Origin of the sequence: Pedobacter glucosidilyticus, from assembly GCF_002483235.1 — a bacterium.
Taxonomy (GTDB): domain Bacteria; phylum Bacteroidota; class Bacteroidia; order Sphingobacteriales; family Sphingobacteriaceae; genus Pseudopedobacter; species Pseudopedobacter glucosidilyticum_B.
Genome location: NZ_DLHN01000017.1, coordinates 80,168 through 102,128, shown reverse-complemented (window position 1 = coordinate 102,128; position 21,961 = coordinate 80,168). Strand labels below are relative to the sequence as shown.

The following is a 21,961-nucleotide window of genomic DNA, read 5'->3' as shown; positions in this document are numbered from 1 at the left end:
AGCGCTAATTGTTTTTGAGTGTGGTTAGGGTTTGTGCGACAAAGGCTCCTGTGGGATTGATCAAGGGTTTTGATTACTTTTGCCCTCACAAAAGTAATGGGCCCCGCCGGCTCTTGAGGCGGATAATTATTATCATTAAAGATATTTCGAACTAATTAGCTCAAGGCTTCCTAAGTCTAGCTGGACAGTAGCTTTTTCCTTTGCTGTAATGGCATTTTCGCACAAGGCTCTCCGGCCTCATAGGCGGCCAGCCCTATTCACTTTTTTCTTGATAAAAAAGTGAACAAAAAATCAAGGCTGATGAATATTTGTTGTAAATCCTCCACAAATCTTTTATCAGCAAACGGGAGTCGTGGTAAAGTTTGTACTTTTTTGAAAGCATTTACAACACTTCTTCCGCTTGCTTTCCGATAGTGCTTTATGAGAGTTTATGCAAAAGATTTATGGGTCTTTCCTTCCAAATCTTCATAGGCCGTCTCTCGTTCTTCGGAGAATGTTATTTAATGATTAAAGGCAGCTCTTAAATATCTGCTCTTTAGGGTCTTTATACTTTATACTCAGTACTTTTTACTATTCGAATATCCGCTCCTTAGGTTCTTTATACTTTCTACTTTCAACTTCCCACTCTGTACCCAATATTAAACTTAATCACCACTTAACTTGTTGTTAATCTTAATACGCTTACTTTGAAAAAACAACAGTTCATGATACATAGCTATGATGGTTTCTTAATTGCGATAGTGCTATTGGTGATTATTGTTTTCTACTTCAGTCCTTTTGAATTGCGTATAGAGGAAGAAGAAGATTAAAGTACTAAATATGCCAAAAAGAGATATAGATATTCTGGTTATTTCTGATGTTCATTTAGGTACTTATGGTTGCCACGCCAAAGAACTACTAAAATACTTAAAAAGTGTAAACCCAAAAATTTTAATCCTTAACGGAGATATTATTGATATTTGGCAGTTTAGCAAATCTTATTTCCCTGAAGCACACACCAAAGTCATCAGAAAAATTCTAAAATTTGTTACCGATGGCACCCCTGTTTATTACCTTACCGGAAATCATGATGAAATGCTGCGTAAGTTTACTGATTTTAATATGGGCGGACTTCAACTTTTAAATAAACTAGTTTTAGAGGTAGACGGAACAAAAGCCTGGTTTTTTCATGGCGATATTTTTGATGTAACCATGCAGCACTCTAAATGGTTAGCAAAATTAGGAGCTGTAGGTTATGATACACTTATCCTCATCAACAGCTTTGTAAATTGGTGCTTGGTAAAAATGGGCAGAAAAAAATATAGTTTCTCGCAAAAAATAAAGGCCAGTGTGAAAGAAGCTGTAAAATTTATCAATCAGTTTGAAGAGACAGCTGCCGATTTAGCTATCGAGAAAAATTATCAATACGTAGTTTGCGGACATATACATCATGCCGAAATGCGAACAATTAAAAATGAGAAAGGTGAAGTTGTTTATTTAAACTCTGGTGATTGGGTAGAAAGTTTAACATCCTTAGAATATTGTAACGGTAATTGGAATATTTATAAATATGATGGTACCGCTTATACAGAAAAGGAAGAAGACGAGTTTGAAGATACCCAATCTAAAATGGATGTTAAAGAATTATTTAAAAAATTCACACAAAGTGTAGCTTAAATTTTATTTTTATCATCTATGAACACGCACTACCCACTACGCTATACCAACTACTAATCTATGAAAATCCTCTACGCTATACAAGGAACCGGAAACGGCCATATCAGCCGGGCAAAAGAAATTATACCTTTATTGCAGCAATATGGAGCATTAGATATTCTTGTTAGTGGTACACAAGCCGATATTACTTTGCAGCAAGAGGTGAAGTATAAGTTTCATGGTTTTAGTTTCGTATTTGGAAAAAAAGGAGGGGTAGACCACTGGAAATCTTATCAAGTGATGAATTTGCGCAGGTTTTGGAAAGATATGCGTAGTATTCCTTTAAATGATTATGATTTAATCATCAACGATTTTGAGCCCCTAACCGCTTGGGCTTGTAAACTACAAGGTAAGCGTAGCGTTTCTTTAAGTCATCAAGCGGCTTTTATTTCTGATAAAACTCCTCGTCCGCCTAAAAAAGGTTTATATGCCGAGTGGATTTTAAAATACTACGCTCCAACAACAGACCATGTAGGATTTCATTTTCAACCCTATGATGATTTCATTTATACTCCAGTTATCAGAAGCGAAATCAGAGCATTAAACCCTAAAAATTTTGGTCATTATACGGTTTATCTTCCCGCTATAGATGATAAAATTCTAGTAAAATATCTCCATTTATTTCCAAAAGTAAGGTGGCATGTATTTAGTAAGCATCAAAAAACACCTTATCAATACGCTAATGTTTGGGTAAAGCCCATTACCAATACCGAGTATAATAAAAGTCTAGAAAATTGTGAAGGTTTACTTACCGGAGGCGGTTTTGAAGGCCCAGCAGAAGCTTTATACTTAGGTAAAAAAGTTTTGTTAGTACCCATGAAATACCAGTTTGAACAGGAATGTAATGCAGAAGCAGCTCGGTTAATGGGAGTACCTGTTGTTCATGACATTAATAAAAAATTTATTTCTTATTTAGATACCTGGATCAAAGAAGACTTTAAAATTAATGTAGATTTTCCTAACCAAACCGCTGCTATAGTAGAAAAAGTAGTGAATACCTATAGGCAATAAATCTTAGGGCTAAATAATTATATTTGCACTAATGATAGGGCAATTTAAAAGCTTAAGTTTTATTAACCTGTTTGTTTTATTTTTTCTGGTTTTTATACTAAGAATAGGTTTGTACGTTCAATTACCAGAAAATATCAATACCGGTTTTTCAGAATTAGCCAACCGTTTATTAATATCACAAGACAATTTATTGACACCATTTACCAATATCACGCTTGCAGGCTTAGTGGTATTTGTACAAGCGCTATGGTTTAATAGAATCGTAAATAACTTTAATATTATAGGAAAATCAACATTTTTACCAGCATTGGTTTATGTTGTATCTTCTAGCATTTTTACACCTTTTTTATTCCTGTCTCCGCCGCTAGTTTGTAATTTTTTTTTATTGTTTATATTGTACCGCATACTGTCATCAGTTAAAGATACAGCTTTTGTATCCATCATGTTTGATCTAGGATTGGCAACCGCAGTAGCAACCATTTTTTATTTTCCTTTCATAGGGATGATATTATTGCTGTGGATAGTCCTACTTATTTTTAGACCTTTCAACTGGCGAGAATGGATATCAATTTTGATAGGATATTTCACCATTATTTTTTTACTCGGCGTTTATTATTATTGGAACGATAAACTGGCAGCATTTTATGCCATCTGGACGCCTTTAACAGAAGCATTCCCTATTTTTGTTAAAATTCAGCTTCAAGATTATATCGTATTATTACCCATTTCTATTGGTTTGCTATTAGGCTTTTATCATCTCAGAGAAAATTTTTTCAAGAGTTTTGTACAGGTAAGAAAAACCTTCCAACTCCTGTTTTTTGTTTTCATCATAGCTACCTTTACTTTTTACCTTAAACCAGATTATCGCATCAATCATTTTCATTTAGCTGTAATACCTGTTTCAACTTTACTAGCTTATTATTTTTTGCATGCAAATAAAAAATGGTTTTACGAGCCTCTTTTCTTATGTATCATTGGTTTTATTGTTTATTTCCAGTTTGTGTAACAGGGCTTTAACTTTTTTTAACAGATAGTCGGCCAAATAAAATCAAAATTTAGTTAGTTTTGCTAGCAAGTATATTCACTTAATAATTTTTAAAATCTGTAGGCTGTTTTAGCCTGATAATCAAAAGAAAAATGAAAGTTGGCGTAGTAGTTTTCCCAGGTTCAAACTGTGATCAGGATTTAATTTATGTTTTCGATAAAATTCTTGGACAAGAAGTAGTTCCTTTATGGCATAAAGACCACGATTTACAAAATGTAGATTTTATAGCCTTACCCGGAGGTTTCTCTTTCGGTGATTACTTACGCTCTGGTGCCATTGCTCGTTTTTCTCCTATCATGCAAGAAGTTATTGCTTTTGCCAATAAAGGAGGTTATGTTATGGGTATTTGTAACGGCTTCCAAATTTTAACAGAAGCAGGTTTATTGCCAGGTGGTTTACTACACAATACCAACAGAAAGTTCATCTGTAAAAATGTTTACCTAAAAGCGCAAACGCAAAACTCTTTGGTAACATCAGCAATAGCTCCAAATCAAGTTTTAAATATTCCAATAGCACATGGCGAAGGTAATTTTTACGCTCATGCTGATGAACTAAAAAGGTTAAATGATCATGACCAAGTGCTATTTAGATATTGTGATGCATCAGGGAACATCACCGAAGAAGCTAACCCTAACGGTTCAATAGAAAATATAGCAGGCGTTTGCAATGCCGGCAGAAACGTTTTTGGCATGATGCCGCATCCAGAAAGAGCCGCTGATGCTATCTTGGGAAATCAAGACGGTTTGCCTTTATTTGAATCTATCTTAAAAATGGTAAATGCTTAATGGCTAACTTAGTCATAGATACTGGTAATACATTTACAAAAATTGCAGTTTTTGAGCATGACAAATTAGTATCTATTACAAAAGTAGCACAGCTTAACGAAGAAGATTTGAAAGCGATAGTACAACAGCATGCTATCAAAAAGCTTATTTATGCTTCGGTAAAACAAGATTTTACTTTTAAATTGGCCATTCCTGTTTTAAAGTTTAACCATCAAACTAAAATTCCTATCCAAAATAGGTATCAAACACCAGAGACATTAGGTTTGGATAGGCTAGCAGCAGTAATAGGAGCAAGCCATTTATATAACAGTACAGATATTTTAATAATTGATGCAGGTACTTGCATTACTTACGATTTTATCAATAAACAAAAAGAATATAAAGGAGGAAGCATCTCTCCAGGTTTACAAATGCGCTTTAAAGCCATGCATGAGTTTACTGGAAAGTTACCATTGGTAGCATTTGATGAAAATAATACTGCTTTTTATGGAGCTTCTACAAAGGAAGCTTTACAAAGTGGTGTTGTAAACGGATTGATTTTTGAAGTTTCAGGATACATACAACACTATTTAAATCATAATCCTGAAACTAAAATTATACTATGTGGCGGCGATGCAGCGTTTTTTGATACTAGATTGAAAAATAGCATCTTTGCCCACCAAATACTTACAGAACCGCATTTGGTTTTGATAGGTTTAAATAAGGTTGTTAACTATCAGCATGATTAAAACTCAAAAATATTTATTAATCGTTACCATAATGGTAACTTTTACTTTTACAGCTCTTGCGCAATCCACCATAAATTCTCCGTATTCGCAATACGGATTAGGTAACTTAACAGGAACTTATCTCCCTCAAAATAAAGGAATGGGTAATTTATCAGCCGCAGTAAGTTACTTTGGAGGATACAGCAATATCAATTTAAACAACCCGGCATCTTATTCTAAAATAAGATTAACCACCTTTGATATTGGCGTAGGCTCTAACATCCAAACCTTAAAAAAAGGTTCAGCTACAGACAATAGTTTCAATGCTATGCTAAAACATTTGGTTATAGCAGTTCCGGTAAGTAAAAAGTCTGCGGTAAGTTTTGGCTTACTCCCATATAGCAATTTTGGATACACTTACACCACGCCAGGCGTTATAGACACTATCAATATTAACTATCTTTACAACGGAGAAGGCGGGCTGTCAAAAGCTTATTTAGGCTATGGTTTTGGATTAGGGAAAAACTTAAACTTAGGAGCTAACTTGTCCTACTTATTTGGCAGTTTAAAAGATGCCCGTTCTACAGAATATCAAAATGTAGCTACTTTCTATAATTCCAGAACAGAAAATAGAAATGGCATAGGAGGTTTAACCCTTGATTTGGGCTTGCAATATTTAGCAGCCATAAATGAAAAAACAACCCTAACCATAGGTTACAATACCACATTAAAATCTTCTTTAAATACCAATAATACCACCAGTACTTTCACTTATATTACCAATATCGCTACTGATGATGAGTTTAAAATTGATACCATTTCTTCTGTTTTAGACCGTGAGGGCGAAATTAACTTACCTGCTTCACATACGCTTGGTATTTCATTGATGAAAGAAAACAAATGGCTTATTGGTGCCGATTTTAGAATGTCTAACTGGTCTAATTATCGTATCAACGGTAATAATCCAAATCTCAATAATACTTGGGGTGTATCAGTTGGTGGGGTAATAGTACCTAATATCAATGCAGTAACCAATTATCTTAAATTGATGGACTATCGTTTTGGTGTTAATTACGATAAATCTTACGTAAAAATTAATAATACCGAAATAGATGTTAAAAGCATTAATGTAGGTTTAGGTTTGCCGTTGGTATCTAACAGATCTGCATTTTATAAAATAAACGTATCTGCCGAGATTGGAAGCAGAGGCACTTTAGATAATAACCTAATCAAAGAGAACTTTTATAACATTAATTTAGGTTTTACCATCAACGATAGGTGGTTCCAAAAATATAAATACGACTAAAAATGCTAGGCAGAATTTCGTCTTTTCTGTTTATAGGTGTGTTAGGCTTTTTTTTATCAGCTTGTGATAGTGATTTAAACGCAGCCAAATCCATTAACTTGGATGAAAACATTCAAGTAGAAACAACAAAAGGAGCCGAAATTATTTACAGCGATTCTGCCAAAGTAAAAGCCAAACTAAAAGCGCCTATTTTATTGCATTTTAAAGCAGCAAAACCTTATTACGAAATGCCAAAAGGTATTGATGTTGTTTTTTTTGATGAAAATCTTAAGCCTACAAGTACTGTTACTTCTGATTATGCCATTAGAAGAGAACATGAAAAAACAGTAGAATTACGCAAAAATGTTGTCGCTAAAAATATGAAAGGCGAGACATTTAAATCAGAAGAGCTGTTTTGGGATGAGAATACTAAGAAATTCTACTCTAACCAAGTAGTAAATATCAATACCGGTCAAGCAACTATTTCTGGTACTAGTTTTTGGGCATTAGAAGACTTTAGCTATTATGAAATTAAGCAAGGTAGCGGCCCCATACAGTTTAATACCGATTTGGATAGCACCGCAACCACAAAGCCTTAAATAATACCGAAATAGCCAAACAAAGCCAATAAATAAAATTTGCGCATTAATTACTGAAATTTGTATCTTGCGCCCTCTAAAATTTAAAAAAAAGAAAGAATCATATGGGAATCATGGGTTTTTTGCGTAACCGAGCTGGTGCAATTATTATTATAGCCATAGGTTTAGCAATTGTAGCATTTCTTTTAAGTGATGCAATAAGAAGCGGAAGTGGGTTTATAGCTGATGCACAAAGTGAGATAGGTGTAATAGACGGAGAAAAAATTTCTTACACCGAGTTTAATGAGCGTGTAGAACAAAATTCTCAACAGTTTAAAGCACAAATGGGCGGTAATTTAAATGCTCAAATGCAGTCTTATGTGGTAGAAAACACCTGGAATCAAATGATGTCTTCGGTAATTTTGAAAAAACAAACCGAGAAATTAGGCATAGCTGTAGGTAATACCGAATTATTTAACATCATGTTTGATAATCCTACTCAGCAAATGCAACAAATTTTTACTAATCCAGAAACGGGTGCTTTTGATAGAAATACAGCTATCAACTCTAGAAAAAGTGCCGGTACAGATCCTACAGGTCAGTTAGAAAAGCAATGGCTAGCTCTAGAAGAAAGTGTGGAGCAAGAGCGCATCAACCAAAAATATTTAAGCCTTATTAAAAATGGGGTTTATGCAAACTCGCTAGATGCTAAAGATGATTATACCAACAGAAACAAATTGGTTAAGTTTGATTATGTAGTTTTGGATTACGCTTCTATACCAGCAAATCAGGTAAAATTAACTGATGCAGATTACCAAGAGTATTACGATAAAAACAAATTCAAGTTCAAAAACAGAACAGAAACCAGAACGTTTGAGTATGTTTCTTTCGATGCCTCACCATCTAAACAAGATACTTTAGAAGCAAAAGCAAAAATTGATAAAATTACCGAAGGCTTAAGAACCAGCACCAATGATTCTCTTTTTGTTGCCATCAATGCGGATACTAAAATGCCTTTAACTTATCAAAAGAAAGGTGCTTTAGAACCAGCATTAGACTCTGTCATGTTTACAGCTCCTAAAGGTTACATTTATGGGCCTTATTTCTCTGGTAATGCTTATAAAGTAGCTAAGTTAATAGATACTAGAGTTGGTCCAGATTCTGTGAAAGCTCGTCATATTTTAATCAATCCAGCTACAGAAGGTGGTATTGATAAAGCTCAAGCAAAGGCAGATTCTATCAGAAATCTAATCGCTAAAGGTGCTGATTTTGCAAAATTAGCTAAAGAGTTTGGTACAGACGGTTCTAAAGATTCTGGTGGCGATTTAGGTACTTTTGGTCGTGGTGCTATGGTACCAGCCTTTGAAGATGCCGTTTTCGGAGCTAGCGTTGGTCAGTTAATGACGATCAAAACACAATTTGGTGTTCATGTTATCGAGGTACAAAAGCAAATAGGTTCTTCTAAAGTAGTAAAAGTTGCTGTTGTAGATAAAGCCTTAGCGCCAAGCTCTCAAACAGAACAAGCAGCTTACCAAAAGGCACAATCCTTCTTAAGCGAAGTAAGCAGTCTAAAAGAATTTGAAGCAGCAGCACAGGCTAAGAAAATTAATAAATTAGTGGGCGAAGATGTAGGACCTTTACAAGCTAGCATCCCAGGTTTAGAAGATGCCAGAAGCCTAGTTCGTTGGGTTTATACTGCAGATAAAGGCGATGTTTCTAAAGAGATTTTTGATATTGGCGATAAATATGTAATTGCTGTATTAACTAAAATTAAGCCAGAAGGAACATTGGCTCTGGAAGATGTTAAAAAGCAAATAGAGCCAGCTGTACAAAATATGGTTAAAGCAAGAATGCTAAAAGAAAAAGCAGACAAAGCTTTACAAGGAGCTTCTTCTTTAGCTCAGGTAGCTCAAAAATTAGCTAAAGCTGTTACTCCTGTAGAAAACATTGTATTCGCAAATCCGGTAATACCAGGCTTATCTCAAGAAAATAAAGTTGTAGGTTCTATTTTTGGCGCACAGCCAGGTAAATTATCTACAGCTATTGAAGGCGAAGCTGGGGTTTATATTTACACAGTTAAAGGCTTTACCAATCCTCCGCCATTTAAAGATGTAGCTAAAGTTAAAGAACAAGTAATGCAAACACTTTCTCAGCAAGTAGATGGTGCTGTATTTGAAGTGTTAAAAGAAAAAGCAAAGGTTAAAGATTTTAGAGCAAAATTCTATTAATGCTTAGCCAATAAATTTTATGACCGGAGTCTGTGAAAAATAGGCTCCGGTTTTTTTATTTTTACACTATGGATATTCAGGAAAATATAGTTAACAAAGTTGCGCAAAGTGGCTTAGTATCTGTAGACCTTGCAGACTTAAAGCCAGCTGGTGAAAGAGTGGTTTATGATATCAAGGATAATCTTTTTCATGGGTTAATCTTAAAAGAGAAAGATTTTAGAGAATTTATCAAAACCCACAATTGGGAGCAGTACACAGGTAAACATATCGCTATCACTTGCTCTGCAGATGCTATTGTACCCACATGGGCTTACATGTTGCTTGCAACCAAATTGGCAGATTATGCGTCATCTATCATATACGGTACTTTAGAAGATTTAGAAATTTATCTTTTTAACCGTGAAATAGAAAAATTAGATGTTCAACAATATAAAGATCAAAGAATTGTAGTAAAAGGTTGTGGCGATATTTATGTCCCTACGGCTTCTTTCGTGGCTTTAACCTCCAAATTACATCCGGTAGTTAAAAGCATCATGTACGGCGAGCCTTGTTCTACAGTTCCTTTATATAAAAGAAAAGATTAATTTGGTTTGCTTTTTGATTTTATGCTGATGTAAACCATGATGAATAAATCAATAGAAATATTTTACCTCATTAGATTTACATGATAACATGAAACAAACCATGAAATACATCACCATCCTTCTCATCTTAGTATTAGGTTTTGATCAATTAAACGGTCAGGAACTAGCATATTTAAATAATTCATCTTTTAATAGTGGTGAAGTTTTAAAATATAAATTAAAATATGGCTTTATCACAGCTGCAGAAGCTTCTTTAAGAGTATTAGATACCGATGTAAAGTTTGAGAACCAGCCCACTTATCATTTATTGGTACAAGGTAAAACATCAGGTACCTTTGATATTTTTTATAAAGTCCGTAACCGTTACGATTCTTATATCAACAAAAAAGATTTTGCACCCTACCTATACACAGAAAATATTCAGGAAGAGAATTATAGAAGAACAGAAAAAGCTCGTTTTTACCAAGATGAACGTAAGATTGTGGCTAATAAAGGTACTTTTAAATCTCCGGTAGGGCAAACTTTTGATTTAGTATCAGCCTATTACTTTGCCAGAAATTTAGATCTATCTGGGATAAAAGCTGGAGATAAACTTACACTACGTTATTTTTTGAGTGATGAAATTACCCCACTTACCATAGAATATTTAGGCAAAGAGGTAGTTAGAACCAGCAAAGGTAAATTAAGATGTCTAAAGTTCAGACCATCCATCTCGCCAGGAAGAATTTTCAAAAAGGATAGTCAGTTATTTTTATGGATAACTGATGATGCTAACCGTATCCCAGTTAAAGCAGAAGCGGAAGTTTTAGTAGGCAGCATCACCATGGAACTTAGCGATGCCAGAGGCTTAAGGCAGCCACTTCAAATTATAAAATAAAGAGATTCTATTTCTCATAGAATTTTATAATTTTACTGTTTTACTAAAACTTTGATAAATTCTAAACAAATTTCAATAGCTGTTATTGGTCAGGGATACGTAGGTTTACCGTTAGCCGCTGCTTTTGGTAAAATCTATCCCACTATAGGTTTTGATATTGATACCCAACGTATAAAAGAACTTCAAAAAGGAGAAGATAAAACGTTACAGCTTACCGCTGATGAACTAAGAGTTTCGGAAAAGCTTAAATTTTCTGCAAATCAACAGGATATTTCCAATGCTAATGTTTTTATCATCACAGTTCCTACACCCATAAATGCTTTTAAATCTCCAGATTTAAGTTTACTTCTAGAGGCAAGTAAAATGGTAGGCAGTGTTTTAAAAATAGGAGATACGGTAATTTATGAATCTACGGTTTATCCTGGCTGTACAGAAGATGATTGCGTTCCTGTTCTAGAAATGCAAAGTAAATTAAAGTATAATGAAGATTTTTTTGTTGGCTATTCACCAGAACGTATCAATCCAGGCGATAAAATCAATACGCTTACCAAGATTATCAAGGTAACATCGGGCTCTAACCCTACTACAGCTACGTTTATCAACCAATTGTATCAATCCATCATTACGGCTGGTACTCATTTGGCTCCATCAATTAAAGTTGCAGAGGCTGCAAAAGCTATAGAAAACGCACAAAGAGATGTTAATATCTCATTTGTAAACGAACTAGCCCTTATTTTTGATAGAATAGGTATTGATACCAATGATGTATTGGATGCTGCTGCAACCAAATGGAATTTTCTGAAGTTTAAACCAGGTTTGGTTGGTGGGCATTGTATTGGTGTAGATCCCTATTATTTGGCACATAAGGCAGAAGCTTTAGGTTATCATCCACAGGTTATTCTTTCTGGAAGAAGGGTGAATGATAATATGGGGATGTTTGTGGCCAATAAATTAATAAAGCTGTTAATTAGTAAAGGAAATACCATTAAAGGTGCTAGAGCGCTTATTTTGGGTTTCACTTTTAAAGAAAATTGTCCTGATATTAGAAATACCCGGGTAATTGATATCTATAAAGAATTGAAGCAATTTGGTTTAGAAGTGGATGTTTATGACCCTTGGGCAAATCCACAAGAAGTAGCAGCAGAATATCAATTCTCTTTAATCCCAGCTTTGGAAAATGAGCATTACGATGCCGTGATTATCGCAGTAGCACATCATCAGTTTTTAGCATTAGATTATGCTGGTTTTAAAAAGAACGGAACGGTAATTTTTGATACTAAATCTATTATCCCACGAGTTTTTGTAGATGCAAGATTATAAGATGAAACCTGTAAGTATGATAGATTTACCTCTAGAATATGCCACTCGGAAAGTGGAGTATGATGAGGCTATGCAAGCTGTTTTACAGGCAGGAGATTTTATAAAAGGCAAAGCCGTAACTGAACTGGAACATCAGCTTGGGCAGTTTCTAAATATCAAACATAGTATTTCTTGTGCCAATGGTACCGATGCCTTAGAAATAGCATTAAGAGCTTTAAATATTGGTGAAGGTGATGAAGTTATAGTGCCGGCATTTAGTTATGTTGCTGCTTTAGAAGTGGTAAGTTTAGTTGGCGCTCAACCCGTTTTGGTAGATGTTGATGAATACTATTTTCAAATAGATGTTACAAAACTAAAGTCGCTTATCAACACGAGAACTAAAGCTATTATTGCTGTACATTTATTTGGGCAAGCAGCTGATGTAGATGAATTATTAGAGATAGCCAAGGCTCATCAATTATACATCATTGAGGATAATGCACAATCTTTTGGTGGGATGTATCAAAACCAGTATGTAGGAACTTTTGGTCATATCAGCTGTACCTCCTTTTTTCCGACAAAAAATTTAGCTTGTTATGGAGATGGAGGAGCCATTTTTACACAAGACGATGCTTTGGCCAAAAAAATTAAGATGATGGCTAATCATGGTCAAAGTGCTAAGTACCATCACGAAATGGTGGGTAAAAATTCTAGGTTAGATACTTTACAGGCTGCCATTTTGCAAGTTAAATTACGCTATTTAAAGCCTTCTTTAGCTATTAAAGCCGGTTTAGCAGGGTTATATCAACAGCTACTTTTAGGTGTTAAAGAAATAAGTTTACCTCGGGTTGCACCTCATAGTCAGCACAGCTGGAACCAATTTACGATTAGAGTTCATCAAAAAAGAGATGAGTTAAAGAAATTTTTAGCGCAGCATGGTGTTCAAAGTATGATTTACTATCCTAAAGTATTATCGCAGCAACCTGCTTATGCTAGTCTAGAAAAAGACTTTCCAGTTGCTCAGCAATTAACCAAAGAGGTTTTATCGCTACCTATACATGATCAGTTAAAAGAAGAAGATATTCAGCAAGTTGCTAAACTTATCAAAGAATTTTATGGATAAAAAAGCATTTTTTGTTCATCATACAGCCATTATTGATACTGCTGTTGAAATTGGCGAAGGGACTAAAATATGGCACTTTTCCCATATCAGCGAAAGCGTAAAAATTGGTAAAAATTGTGTGATAGGGCAAAATGTATTTATTGGCAAAAATGTGAGGATTGGTAATGGTGTTAAAATTCAAAACAACGTTTCGGTTTATGAAGGCGTCCTGATAGAAGATGATGTATTTATAGGACCTTCTGTGGTATTTACCAATGTGATTAATCCAAGAGCTTTTATAGAGCGTAAAGCCGAATTTAAGCCAACTATCGTGAAGAAAGGGGCTACTTTAGGGGCTAATAGCACTATCATTTGTGGTCATGATATTGGTGCTTATGCTTTTATTGGCGCTGGTTCTGTTTTAACCAAGGCTGTTCAGGATTTTGAACTTTGGTATGGTAATCCTGCAATAAAACATGGTAGGGTAAACCACGAAGGAAACAAGTTATGAGCGGAAAATTCTTATAAGAAAAAGAGTAATTTTGTAGGTTGATATAATAAAGGAGATATGTTAGAAGTTCAAAATACCTTAGTACATGAAGATGTTTTAAAACAAAACTTTGTGTGCCATTTAGATAAATGTAAAGGGGCTTGTTGTATAGAGGGGGATGCTGGAGCACCTTTAGAAGAGCATGAACTAGCCATTTTAGAGGAGATTTACCCCCAGGTTAAACCCTACATGACAGCTAAAGGTATTGAAACTGTAGAGCAGGTTGGAACATCAGTAAAAGATTTTGAAGGCGATTATACCACACCCTGTGTAGACACCAATAAAGAGTGTGCTTATGTCATTTGGGAAAACGGAATTACCAAATGCGCTATAGAAAAAGCTTACGAAGATGGAAAAGTGAATTGGAAAAAACCAATCTCTTGTCATTTGTATCCTATAAGAATAACTGCTTATCCAGATTTTGATGTTTTACATTATGACAAATGGAGTATCTGTGCTGATGCTTGTAATTTTGGAGACGCTTTAAACGTAAAAGTATATGAGTTTCTAAAAGAACCATTAATAAGAAAGTATGGCGAAGCATGGTATTTAGATTTAAAAGAAAAAGTAGAAGGCATGTAGAATGTTTGTTTAAACATCTTTAAGTTTAACTATAAAATATTTAAAATAACACAGGTTTTACTACCTTATCAAACTTAAATTGATAGATTTGCGAAATTATTTAAATAAGCAATACACTTGAAAGGAATTATTTTAGCTGGAGGCTCTGGAACACGTTTGCATCCTCTTACACTAGCGGTAAGTAAACAAATGATGCCTGTTTATGATAAACCGATGATTTATTATCCGCTTTCTACCTTAATGTTAGCAGGTATTAACGAGATTTTAATTATCTCAACCCCACATGATTTACCGGGCTTTGAAAAGTTATTAGGAGATGGTTCTAATTTAGGTTGTAAATTTTCTTATGCGGTACAACCTTCTCCGGATGGTTTGGCACAGGCATTTATCATTGGAGAAGAATTTATTGGAACAGATTCCGTTGCCTTGGTATTGGGAGATAATATTTTCTTCGGAGATGGCATGGCAAAATTAATGCAAGCCAACACCCATCCTGATGGGGGTGTAGTCTTCGCTTATCCTGTTCACGACCCAGAACGTTATGGCGTTGTAGAATTTGATGAGCATCGTAATGCTAAATCCATAGAAGAAAAGCCCCTTCAGCCAAAATCAAATTACGCAGTCCCAGGATTGTATTTTTATAACAATTCTGTAGTAGAAATAGCTAAAAACATAAAACCTTCGCCAAGAGGAGAGCTTGAAATAACCGATATTAACAAAGTTTATTTAGAACAAGGTAAATTAAAAGTAGGTGTACTTAGTAGAGGAACAGCTTGGTTAGATACAGGAACTTTTGAGTCTTTAATGCAAGCTGGGCAATTTGTGCAAGTAATAGAAGATAGACAAGGATTAAAAATTGGTTGCATAGAAGAAATTGCTTACCGCATGAATTTTATCAATAAAGAACAATTAGCTTCTTTAGCAAAACCATTAGTAAAGAGTGGTTATGGCACCTATTTAATGGATATTGTTGAGGGTAAGATTTTGTGATTCTTTTGGAATATTGGAATAGAACACAAATAATGTATATTGGGAAAGTTGGAAGGATTTTGTGCTACAATAAATTAGTAGAATAAAATATTAAAAATTTTAGTTAATAATAACTTGGAACGCAATAATATTAATAGAGGTTATAAACAGTTAAGAGTCTGGAATGATGCTATTGAATTGTATGCTATTTCATGTGAAATAATTTCAAATTTCCCATTTGAGTTAAAAAAAGCAGCTAGTAATTGCATTGATAGTGCACATAGTATTAGTAGAAATATTGCAGAGGGTTATTGCAGAAGAAGTATTAAGGAATATCTTCAATTTTTAAATATAGCTTTAGGATCTAGTGGAGAATACCATTCATGTATTTATAGTTTTTTAAAAGCTAATCAAATGATTAAAAGTGATTTTGAAAAATTAGATCAATTGCATTATAAAATAGAAAACGCTTTAATACAATTAATAAAATCATTACAAAAGAAAATGAAAGACGGTACTTGGGATGATAGTTTTTATAAAGGATAAATTTGGTATTCCAATTTTCCAAAAAAAACATTCCAATATTCCCCTTTAAAGACAATTATAGAAATTAAGAAAGAATATAAAAGGAACTAAGGATAATAATTATATGGATAAATTTGATATTCCAATTTTCCAAAAAAGAACATTCCAATATTCCATTTAAATACATCAAGAATAAACAAATGAAAGTAGCTTTAATAACAGGTATTACTGGGCAAGACGGAGCATATTTAGCCGAATTTCTCTTAAAAAAAGGTTATATCGTACATGGTCTAAAAAGAAGGTCTTCTCTTTTTAATACCGATAGGATAGACCATTTATACCAAGATCCTCATGAAGATGGGGTAAAACTAACCTTACACTACGGGGATTTAACAGATTCTACCAATCTCATCAGACTAATTCAAGAAATACAGCCAGATGAAATCTATAATCTAGCTGCGATGAGTCACGTAAAAGTGAGCTTTGATACTCCCGAATATACGGCTAATGCTGACGGAATTGGTACTTTAAGAATTTTAGAAGCTGTAAGATTATTAGGTTTAACCAAGAAAACCCGTATCTATCAAGCTTCAACATCAGAACTTTATGGATTGGTACAAGCAGTTCCTCAATCAGAAACAACGCCATTCTATCCTCGTTCACCTTATGCAGTTGCAAAAATGTATGCTTACTGGATAACGGTAAACTACCGTGAAGCTTATGATATGTATGCTTGTAATGGTATACTTTTCAATCATGAAAGCCCTATCAGAGGGGAAACTTTTGTAACCAGAAAAATTACCAGAGCCACGGCTAAAATTGCGATGGGACTGCAAAACTGTTTGTACTTAGGTAATCTGTCTGCACAAAGAGATTGGGGACATGCTAAAGATTATATAGAGGCCATGTGGTTAATCTTACAACAAGAAAAGCCAGAAGATTTCGTTATTGCTACTGGTGTAACCACTACCGTAAGAGATTTTGTGAGAATGAGTTTTGCGGAGCTAGGTATTGAGCTCGAATTTAGTGGTAAAGATGAGCATGAAAAAGGGGTAATTATTGATGTTAATCAGGAGAAGGCTAAAGCTTTAGGCTTAAATCTTGAAGCTTTAAAATTAGGTCAAACTGTGGTAAAAGTAGATCCAAAATATTTCAGACCTACCGAAGTAGAGCTGTTATTAGGAGACCCTACAAAATCTAAAGAAAAATTAGGTTGGAAATTAAAGTATGATTTACCTGCTTTAGTTAAGGATATGATGGAATCTGATTTACATCAAACTAAAAAAGATCAATATTTGAAAGATGGGGGTTACCAAACCATGAATTACTTTGAGTAGTTGAATAACATATCACCCTGTGTTCAAATATATTTCATATAATTCAATATGAAATAACGTATTTAGATAGTTCGATAGTCGAGCCTAAGCACAAACAACCGTTTACGCCTAATTCCGCCTTGGCGGTTGCGGCATCTACAGGACTAGCCTTAGCAGAACCTTTAGAAGCAAGCGGCGCAGCGGAGAGTTTTTGGTTACTTTTTGCGGAAACATGCGAAGCATTCATGAAGGCCAAAGGATAAAATAAAATACTTTGAATAAAAGTAACTTGACAAGGCCGGTTAAGAGGTCGGAAAGACCAGAGTGTGAATGCCTGACTTTAAATATTTTAAATAAATTCAATGTTAGCGGAGCCGAAGGGTAATAAATGCTTCGACTCCGCATGATAAAATCAAGTTAAGGATAATTATAAAAAATAAAATAATAACATAAAGAAATTGATAATTTTGCAGGGCTTTAAAGAAAATAAATACATGAATATTAAGAATATATCTGTCTACCTCATCATTCTTTTATTATGGTTTAAGGTCGTTCCATCTTTCGCTCAAAATGTAACACAACAAAATTTTTCCAACGTTCGTGTAGATGAGTTGACAGATGATCAAATCAAGCAAATTATCAAACAAGTAGAATCATCTGGATTATCAGAGGCGCAGTTAGAACAAATGGCTGCTGCTCGTGGTATGCAACCATCAGAAATTCAAAAACTAAGAGCAAGAGTAAATGCCGTAAACAGCAAAAGCTCAGCAACGGGCGCCACTGATGCTACTGTAAAAGGAAAAGACGGAAGCAGAAGCAGAAGTTTTGAAGGCGAAGTAGAAGAAATTGCTAATTCAGACGATAAAAAGACAGAAACAGAGGCAGATGCTGCTTTGCAAGCCTTAAAATCTAAAATATTTGGTAAAGAGTTGTTTTCTAATGCAGCAACTACTTTCGAACCTAATTTAAGATTAGCTACGCCTTTAAATTATGTAATTGGTACGGCAGACCAATTATTGATTGATATTTATGGTTATTCTGAAGTTAGCTATCAACTAACAGTAAGTCCAGAAGGTACGATTAATATACCTTATGCTGGCATAGTACAAGTTGGTGGTTTAACAATAGAAGCTGCTACTTCAAGAATAAGAAACAAACTTTCTCCTATCTATAGCGGTTTACAAACGGGTAATACAAAACTCAGTATAGCTATTGGTAATATCAGGAGTATTAAAGTGATATTAACAGGCGAAGTTACTAAGCCCGGTACTTACACCTTACCTTCTTTAGCTACCGTTTTTAACGCTTTATACTCATCTGGCGGACCCACAGATAACGGTTCTTTTAGAAATATTGAAATTATCAGAAACGGAAGAAAAGTAGGCACATTAGATGTTTATGATTTCCTGTTAAGAGGAGATTTAAAAAATAATATCCGTTTGCAAGATCAGGATATTATCCGAGTACCTACTTATCAAAAAAGAGTAGAAATTGTGGGTGAAGTAAAACGCCCAGCTATTTTCGAGATGAAGAACGGTGAAGATTTAAAGGATTTATTAAACTTTGCTGGAGGCTTTACAGAAAGAGCTTACCAAGCCAGAATAAAAGTCTTAAAAAATACAGCCACAGAGCGTAAAATAGCTGATATCGTAGCTGATGCTTTTGGTACCTACCAACCTGAAAGCGGAGACAAATATTTTGTGAATGAAATTTTAGACCGTTTTGAAAACAGAGTTTCTATTGTAGGAGCAGTTTTTAGACCAGGCGAGTATGAATTAACATCGGGTTTAACCCTAAAACAATTGGTAGAAAAAGCAGAAGGTTTAAAAGAAGATGCTTTTATCAATAGAGCTTATATTACAAGATTATTACCTAACAACCAAACCGAATTATTATCTTTTGATTTAGGCAAAGTAATGAATGGTAAAGCTGCGGATATTACGCTTAAAAGAGAAGACATCGTTACCATTTCATCTATTTTTGAGCTTAGAGAAGAATATGCAGTAAGTATTGATGGAGAAATCAGAAGACCTGGCTCTTTTACCTTTATAGAAAATATGAGTTTAGAAGACCTCATCATGCAAGCCGGTGGTTTTAAAGAATCTGCCAGTCCGCAAAGGATAGAAATTTCTAGAAGGGTGGTTAATAATAGTGAAGCAGCAGCATCAGCATCTGCCAGAACTGCCGAAGTATTCCAATTAGAGGTAAATAGAAACCTAAGTTTAGTTGCGGCTAAGTTTATTTTAAAACCTTTTGATATTGTTACCGTACGTTCTTTACCGGGTTATGAGATTCAAAAGCAAGTACGTATAGAAGGGGAGGTTTTATATCCCGGTATTTATAGTATCACCCGTAAGGATGAACGTATTTCTGATTTAATTACCAGAGCAGGCGGCTTAACAGAATTAGCTTATGCAGAAGGTGCTTCTTTAAAGAGAGAAGGTAAAATGGATACCCAATTAGATAAAGAGAAAGAAGACCAAAAGCTATTGCAATTTAAAAAAGTACAAAAAGAAGCTAAGGATAGTACAGCTATAGATTTGGAGAATAAAGTAGCTAGAAATAATTTTGTAGGGATAAACCTAGAAAACATATTAGATAAACCCGGAAGAAGAGACGACTTATTTCTAGAAGAAGGTGATATCATTTCTGTCCCTAAAGAACTGCAAACAGTAAAAGTAAGTGGCGAGGTCTTATCACCAAATACAGTAGTTTATACCAAATCAAGAGGATTTAAACAATATGTTAATAATGCAGGTGGCTTTTCTCAAAACGCTTTAAGGAAAGGTTCTTACATCATTTATGCCAATGGCTCTGTTAGGAGCACCAAAAGATTCTTGTTGTTTAATAATTATCCATTGGTGAAAACAGGGGCAGAAATATTTGTACCTAAGCAAGAAGAAAAGCGTAAGCTTACCCCTGCAGAAACGGTAGGTATTATTTCAGGTTTAGCCTCTTTTGGTGCGATTATACTAGGGGTGATGAATTTATTGAAATAAGTATTTATTAATCATTAGTATTATCCTATACACCTTACTTCTTGAGCTCGTTTGCAACGAGTTCTTGATATGGTAGGGCGATTACATCGCCTTCTATTAAAAGCAGAGTTTTCATTAACTACAGAAATATGTTTCATAAAGAATTACCTTCTTGAGGTCGTTTGTAACAGGTTCTTACTATGTGTAGCGATTGCATTGCCTTAAGTTCTTTTAGCTGGGGTTTAGTTTGGATTATTTGTTAGTTAAGTGAGGGGTACAAGAGAATATTGTTCTGGATGGTATAGTCGAAGAGAATGTCATACCTCAACTTAGCATAATACAAAATTTTTCTTTCGCTTTCTTACAAAGAGAAGTAAAAATATACCTAACCACACAGCAAACCAACCACCCAGCCAACTACTTCCCTAATAAACCAGCAACCCAGCAAACCAACCACCCAGCCAACTACCTCCCTAACAAACCAGCAACCTAACCACCTAACAAACCAACCACCTAACAACCTAACCACCTAACAAACAAACTAACTAACCACCCAACAAATTATCAAAGTAAAAAATAAAAAGAGTAGCTTTAAACGTTATTTTAATATTAAAGTTGATAGAGGATAATATTAGCATAAGCACCTCATAAATTATGGATATTTTAGGATTAATTGGACGTAAAGAAGAATTATTTCATCAGGATATAAGCCGGCATCAGCAAGAATTAAGGCAATTGGTAAGCCAATCTAAATTTTTGGTGATTGGTGGTGCTGGTTCTATTGGACAAGCCGTTACCAAAGAAATATTTAAAAGAAACCCTTTAAAACTGCATGTGGTTGATATTAGCGAAAACAACATGGTAGAATTAGTAAGAGATATCAGAAGTTCTTACGGTTATATTTCTGGTGATTTTCAGACTTTTGCACTCGACATTGGTTCTTTAGAATATGATGCTTTTTTTGAAGCCGATGGTGATTATGATTATGTCCTGAATTTATCAGCATTAAAGCATGTGAGGAGCGAGAAAGACCCATACACCTTAATGCGCATGATACAGGTAAATATTTTCAATACCGAAAAAACGGTGCAGCAGTGTATCAAAAAAGGCGTCAAAAAGTATTTTTGTGTGTCTACAGATAAAGCAGCCAATCCTGTAAACATGATGGGAGCATCAAAAAGAATTATGGAGATGTTTTTGATGCGAAGGAGCTCAGAAATGAGTATATCTACAGCTCGCTTTGCCAATGTAGCTTTTTCAGATGGGTCTTTGCTTCATGGTTTTAACCAGCGTATTCAAAAAAAACAACCTATAGCAGCTCCAAATGATATCAAACGTTATTTCGTTATTCCAAAAGAGTCTGGAGAATTATGCCTCATGTCTTGTTTGATGGGTCAAAATAGAGATATATTTTTTCCTAAATTAAGTGAACATTTACACTTAATTACTTTTTCTGATATTGCTATGAGATACCTGAAAAATTTAGGTTACGAGCCTCATATTTGTGAAACAGAAGAAGAAGCAAGAATGCGTATAGATGCTTTAATAGAGGAAAAAAAATGGCCTTGTTTATTCTCTGGAAGTGATACTACAGGAGAAAAAGACTTTGAAGAGTTTTTTACAGAGAAAGAAATATTAGACATGGAAAGATTCCATAATTTCGGAATTATCAAAAACCATTTGGCTTATGATGATGCACAACTTAACTATTTCTCTCAAGAAATAGCTAAGCTCAGAGAGCAGGCTTATTGGTCTAAGGAAGATCTGGTAAAACTCTTTCATGAGATAATTCCAGAGTTTGGACATAAAGAAACAGGTAAATATTTAGATGCTAAAATGTAATAG

At 34.5% G+C, this 21,961-nt stretch carries 19 protein-coding genes; all 19 read left to right on the top strand.

All coding sequences use genetic code 11. From position 1 onward, the window contains the following. The first annotated feature begins 819 nt into the window (after positions 1-819). The 19 genes from B2745_RS04115 to B2745_RS04025 all read left to right on the top strand — a co-directional run bounded on the left by B2745_RS04115 (position 820) and on the right by B2745_RS04025 (position 21,958). Positions 820-1,656, top strand: coding sequence for a UDP-2,3-diacylglucosamine diphosphatase (locus B2745_RS04115; protein WP_026905494.1), 837 nt, complete (start codon positions 820-822; stop codon positions 1,654-1,656). Between the two features lie 60 nt (positions 1,657-1,716). Then, on the top strand, positions 1,717-2,706 hold the full coding sequence (locus B2745_RS04110) for a glycosyltransferase family protein (protein WP_304064018.1): 990 nt from the start codon (positions 1,717-1,719) through the stop codon (positions 2,704-2,706). Positions 2,707-2,737: 31 nt separating this feature from the next. Beyond that, positions 2,738-3,712 carry a DUF6427 family protein gene (locus B2745_RS04105; protein ID WP_304064016.1) on the top strand — a complete coding sequence of 325 codons (975 nt, stop codon included), beginning with the start codon at positions 2,738-2,740 and terminating at the stop codon, positions 3,710-3,712. 131 nt (positions 3,713-3,843) lie between these two features. Continuing rightward, positions 3,844-4,536, top strand: a complete 693-nt coding sequence (purQ, locus tag B2745_RS04100; RefSeq protein WP_304064014.1) for a phosphoribosylformylglycinamidine synthase subunit PurQ — start codon at positions 3,844-3,846, stop codon at positions 4,534-4,536. After that, positions 4,536-5,264, top strand: a complete 729-nt coding sequence (locus B2745_RS04095) for a type III pantothenate kinase (protein WP_304064012.1) — start codon at positions 4,536-4,538, stop codon at positions 5,262-5,264. Before purQ ends, B2745_RS04095 begins: the two co-directional genes overlap by 1 nt. Further along, the gene (locus tag B2745_RS04090) at positions 5,257-6,549 is read left to right on the top strand and encodes a hypothetical protein (RefSeq protein ID WP_304064010.1); all 1,293 of its coding nucleotides are present in this window, start codon (positions 5,257-5,259) and stop codon (positions 6,547-6,549) included. Before B2745_RS04095 ends, B2745_RS04090 begins: the two co-directional genes overlap by 8 nt. A 2-nt stretch (positions 6,550-6,551) precedes the next feature. Then, positions 6,552-7,127 carry an LPS export ABC transporter periplasmic protein LptC gene (lptC, locus tag B2745_RS04085; protein ID WP_304064008.1) on the top strand — a complete coding sequence of 192 codons (576 nt, stop codon included), beginning with the start codon at positions 6,552-6,554 and terminating at the stop codon, positions 7,125-7,127. A gap of 113 nt (positions 7,128-7,240) precedes the next feature. Then, positions 7,241-9,334, top strand: coding sequence for a SurA N-terminal domain-containing protein (locus tag B2745_RS04080; protein WP_349681770.1), 2,094 nt, complete (start codon positions 7,241-7,243; stop codon positions 9,332-9,334). Between the two features lie 68 nt (positions 9,335-9,402). Further along, positions 9,403-9,918, top strand: coding sequence for a DUF2480 family protein (locus B2745_RS04075; RefSeq protein WP_304064003.1), 516 nt, complete (start codon positions 9,403-9,405; stop codon positions 9,916-9,918). Positions 9,919-10,006: 88 nt separating this feature from the next. Beyond that, positions 10,007-10,795 (top strand): DUF3108 domain-containing protein, encoded by a 789-nt coding sequence (locus B2745_RS04070; protein WP_304064002.1) that lies wholly within the window; start codon positions 10,007-10,009, stop codon positions 10,793-10,795. A 54-nt stretch (positions 10,796-10,849) separates the two neighbouring features. Then, complete coding sequence (locus tag B2745_RS04065) at positions 10,850-12,115, top strand: nucleotide sugar dehydrogenase (protein ID WP_304064196.1); 1,266 nt, start codon at positions 10,850-10,852, stop codon at positions 12,113-12,115. Between the two features lies 1 nt (position 12,116). Then, a complete protein-coding gene (locus B2745_RS04060) occupies positions 12,117-13,217 on the top strand; it encodes a DegT/DnrJ/EryC1/StrS family aminotransferase (protein ID WP_304064000.1) in 1,101 nt (366 codons plus the stop codon). Next, complete coding sequence (locus tag B2745_RS04055; RefSeq protein ID WP_304063998.1) at positions 13,210-13,707, top strand: N-acetyltransferase; 498 nt, start codon at positions 13,210-13,212, stop codon at positions 13,705-13,707. Before B2745_RS04060 ends, B2745_RS04055 begins: the two co-directional genes overlap by 8 nt. A 57-nt stretch (positions 13,708-13,764) precedes the next feature. Continuing rightward, positions 13,765-14,328 carry a DUF3109 family protein gene (locus B2745_RS04050; protein ID WP_304063996.1) on the top strand — a complete coding sequence of 188 codons (564 nt, stop codon included), beginning with the start codon at positions 13,765-13,767 and terminating at the stop codon, positions 14,326-14,328. A gap of 117 nt (positions 14,329-14,445) precedes the next feature. Next, on the top strand, positions 14,446-15,318 hold the full coding sequence (gene rfbA / locus B2745_RS04045; protein ID WP_304063994.1) for a glucose-1-phosphate thymidylyltransferase RfbA: 873 nt from the start codon (positions 14,446-14,448) through the stop codon (positions 15,316-15,318). A 114-nt stretch (positions 15,319-15,432) separates the two neighbouring features. After that, positions 15,433-15,843: a four helix bundle protein gene (locus B2745_RS04040; RefSeq protein ID WP_304063992.1), complete on the top strand. Its 411-nt coding sequence runs from the start codon at positions 15,433-15,435 to the stop codon at positions 15,841-15,843. A 179-nt stretch (positions 15,844-16,022) separates the two neighbouring features. Continuing rightward, entirely contained in the window at positions 16,023-17,159 is a 1,137-nt protein-coding gene (gene gmd / locus B2745_RS04035; RefSeq protein ID WP_304063990.1) for a GDP-mannose 4,6-dehydratase, read from the top strand. Positions 17,160-17,632: 473 nt separating this feature from the next. Continuing rightward, complete coding sequence (locus B2745_RS04030) at positions 17,633-20,137, top strand: SLBB domain-containing protein (protein ID WP_304063988.1); 2,505 nt, start codon at positions 17,633-17,635, stop codon at positions 20,135-20,137. A 633-nt stretch (positions 20,138-20,770) separates the two neighbouring features. Further along, positions 20,771-21,958, top strand: coding sequence for a UDP-N-acetylglucosamine 4,6-dehydratase (locus tag B2745_RS04025; RefSeq protein WP_304063986.1), 1,188 nt, complete (start codon positions 20,771-20,773; stop codon positions 21,956-21,958). Positions 21,959-21,961 lie beyond the last annotated feature (3 nt).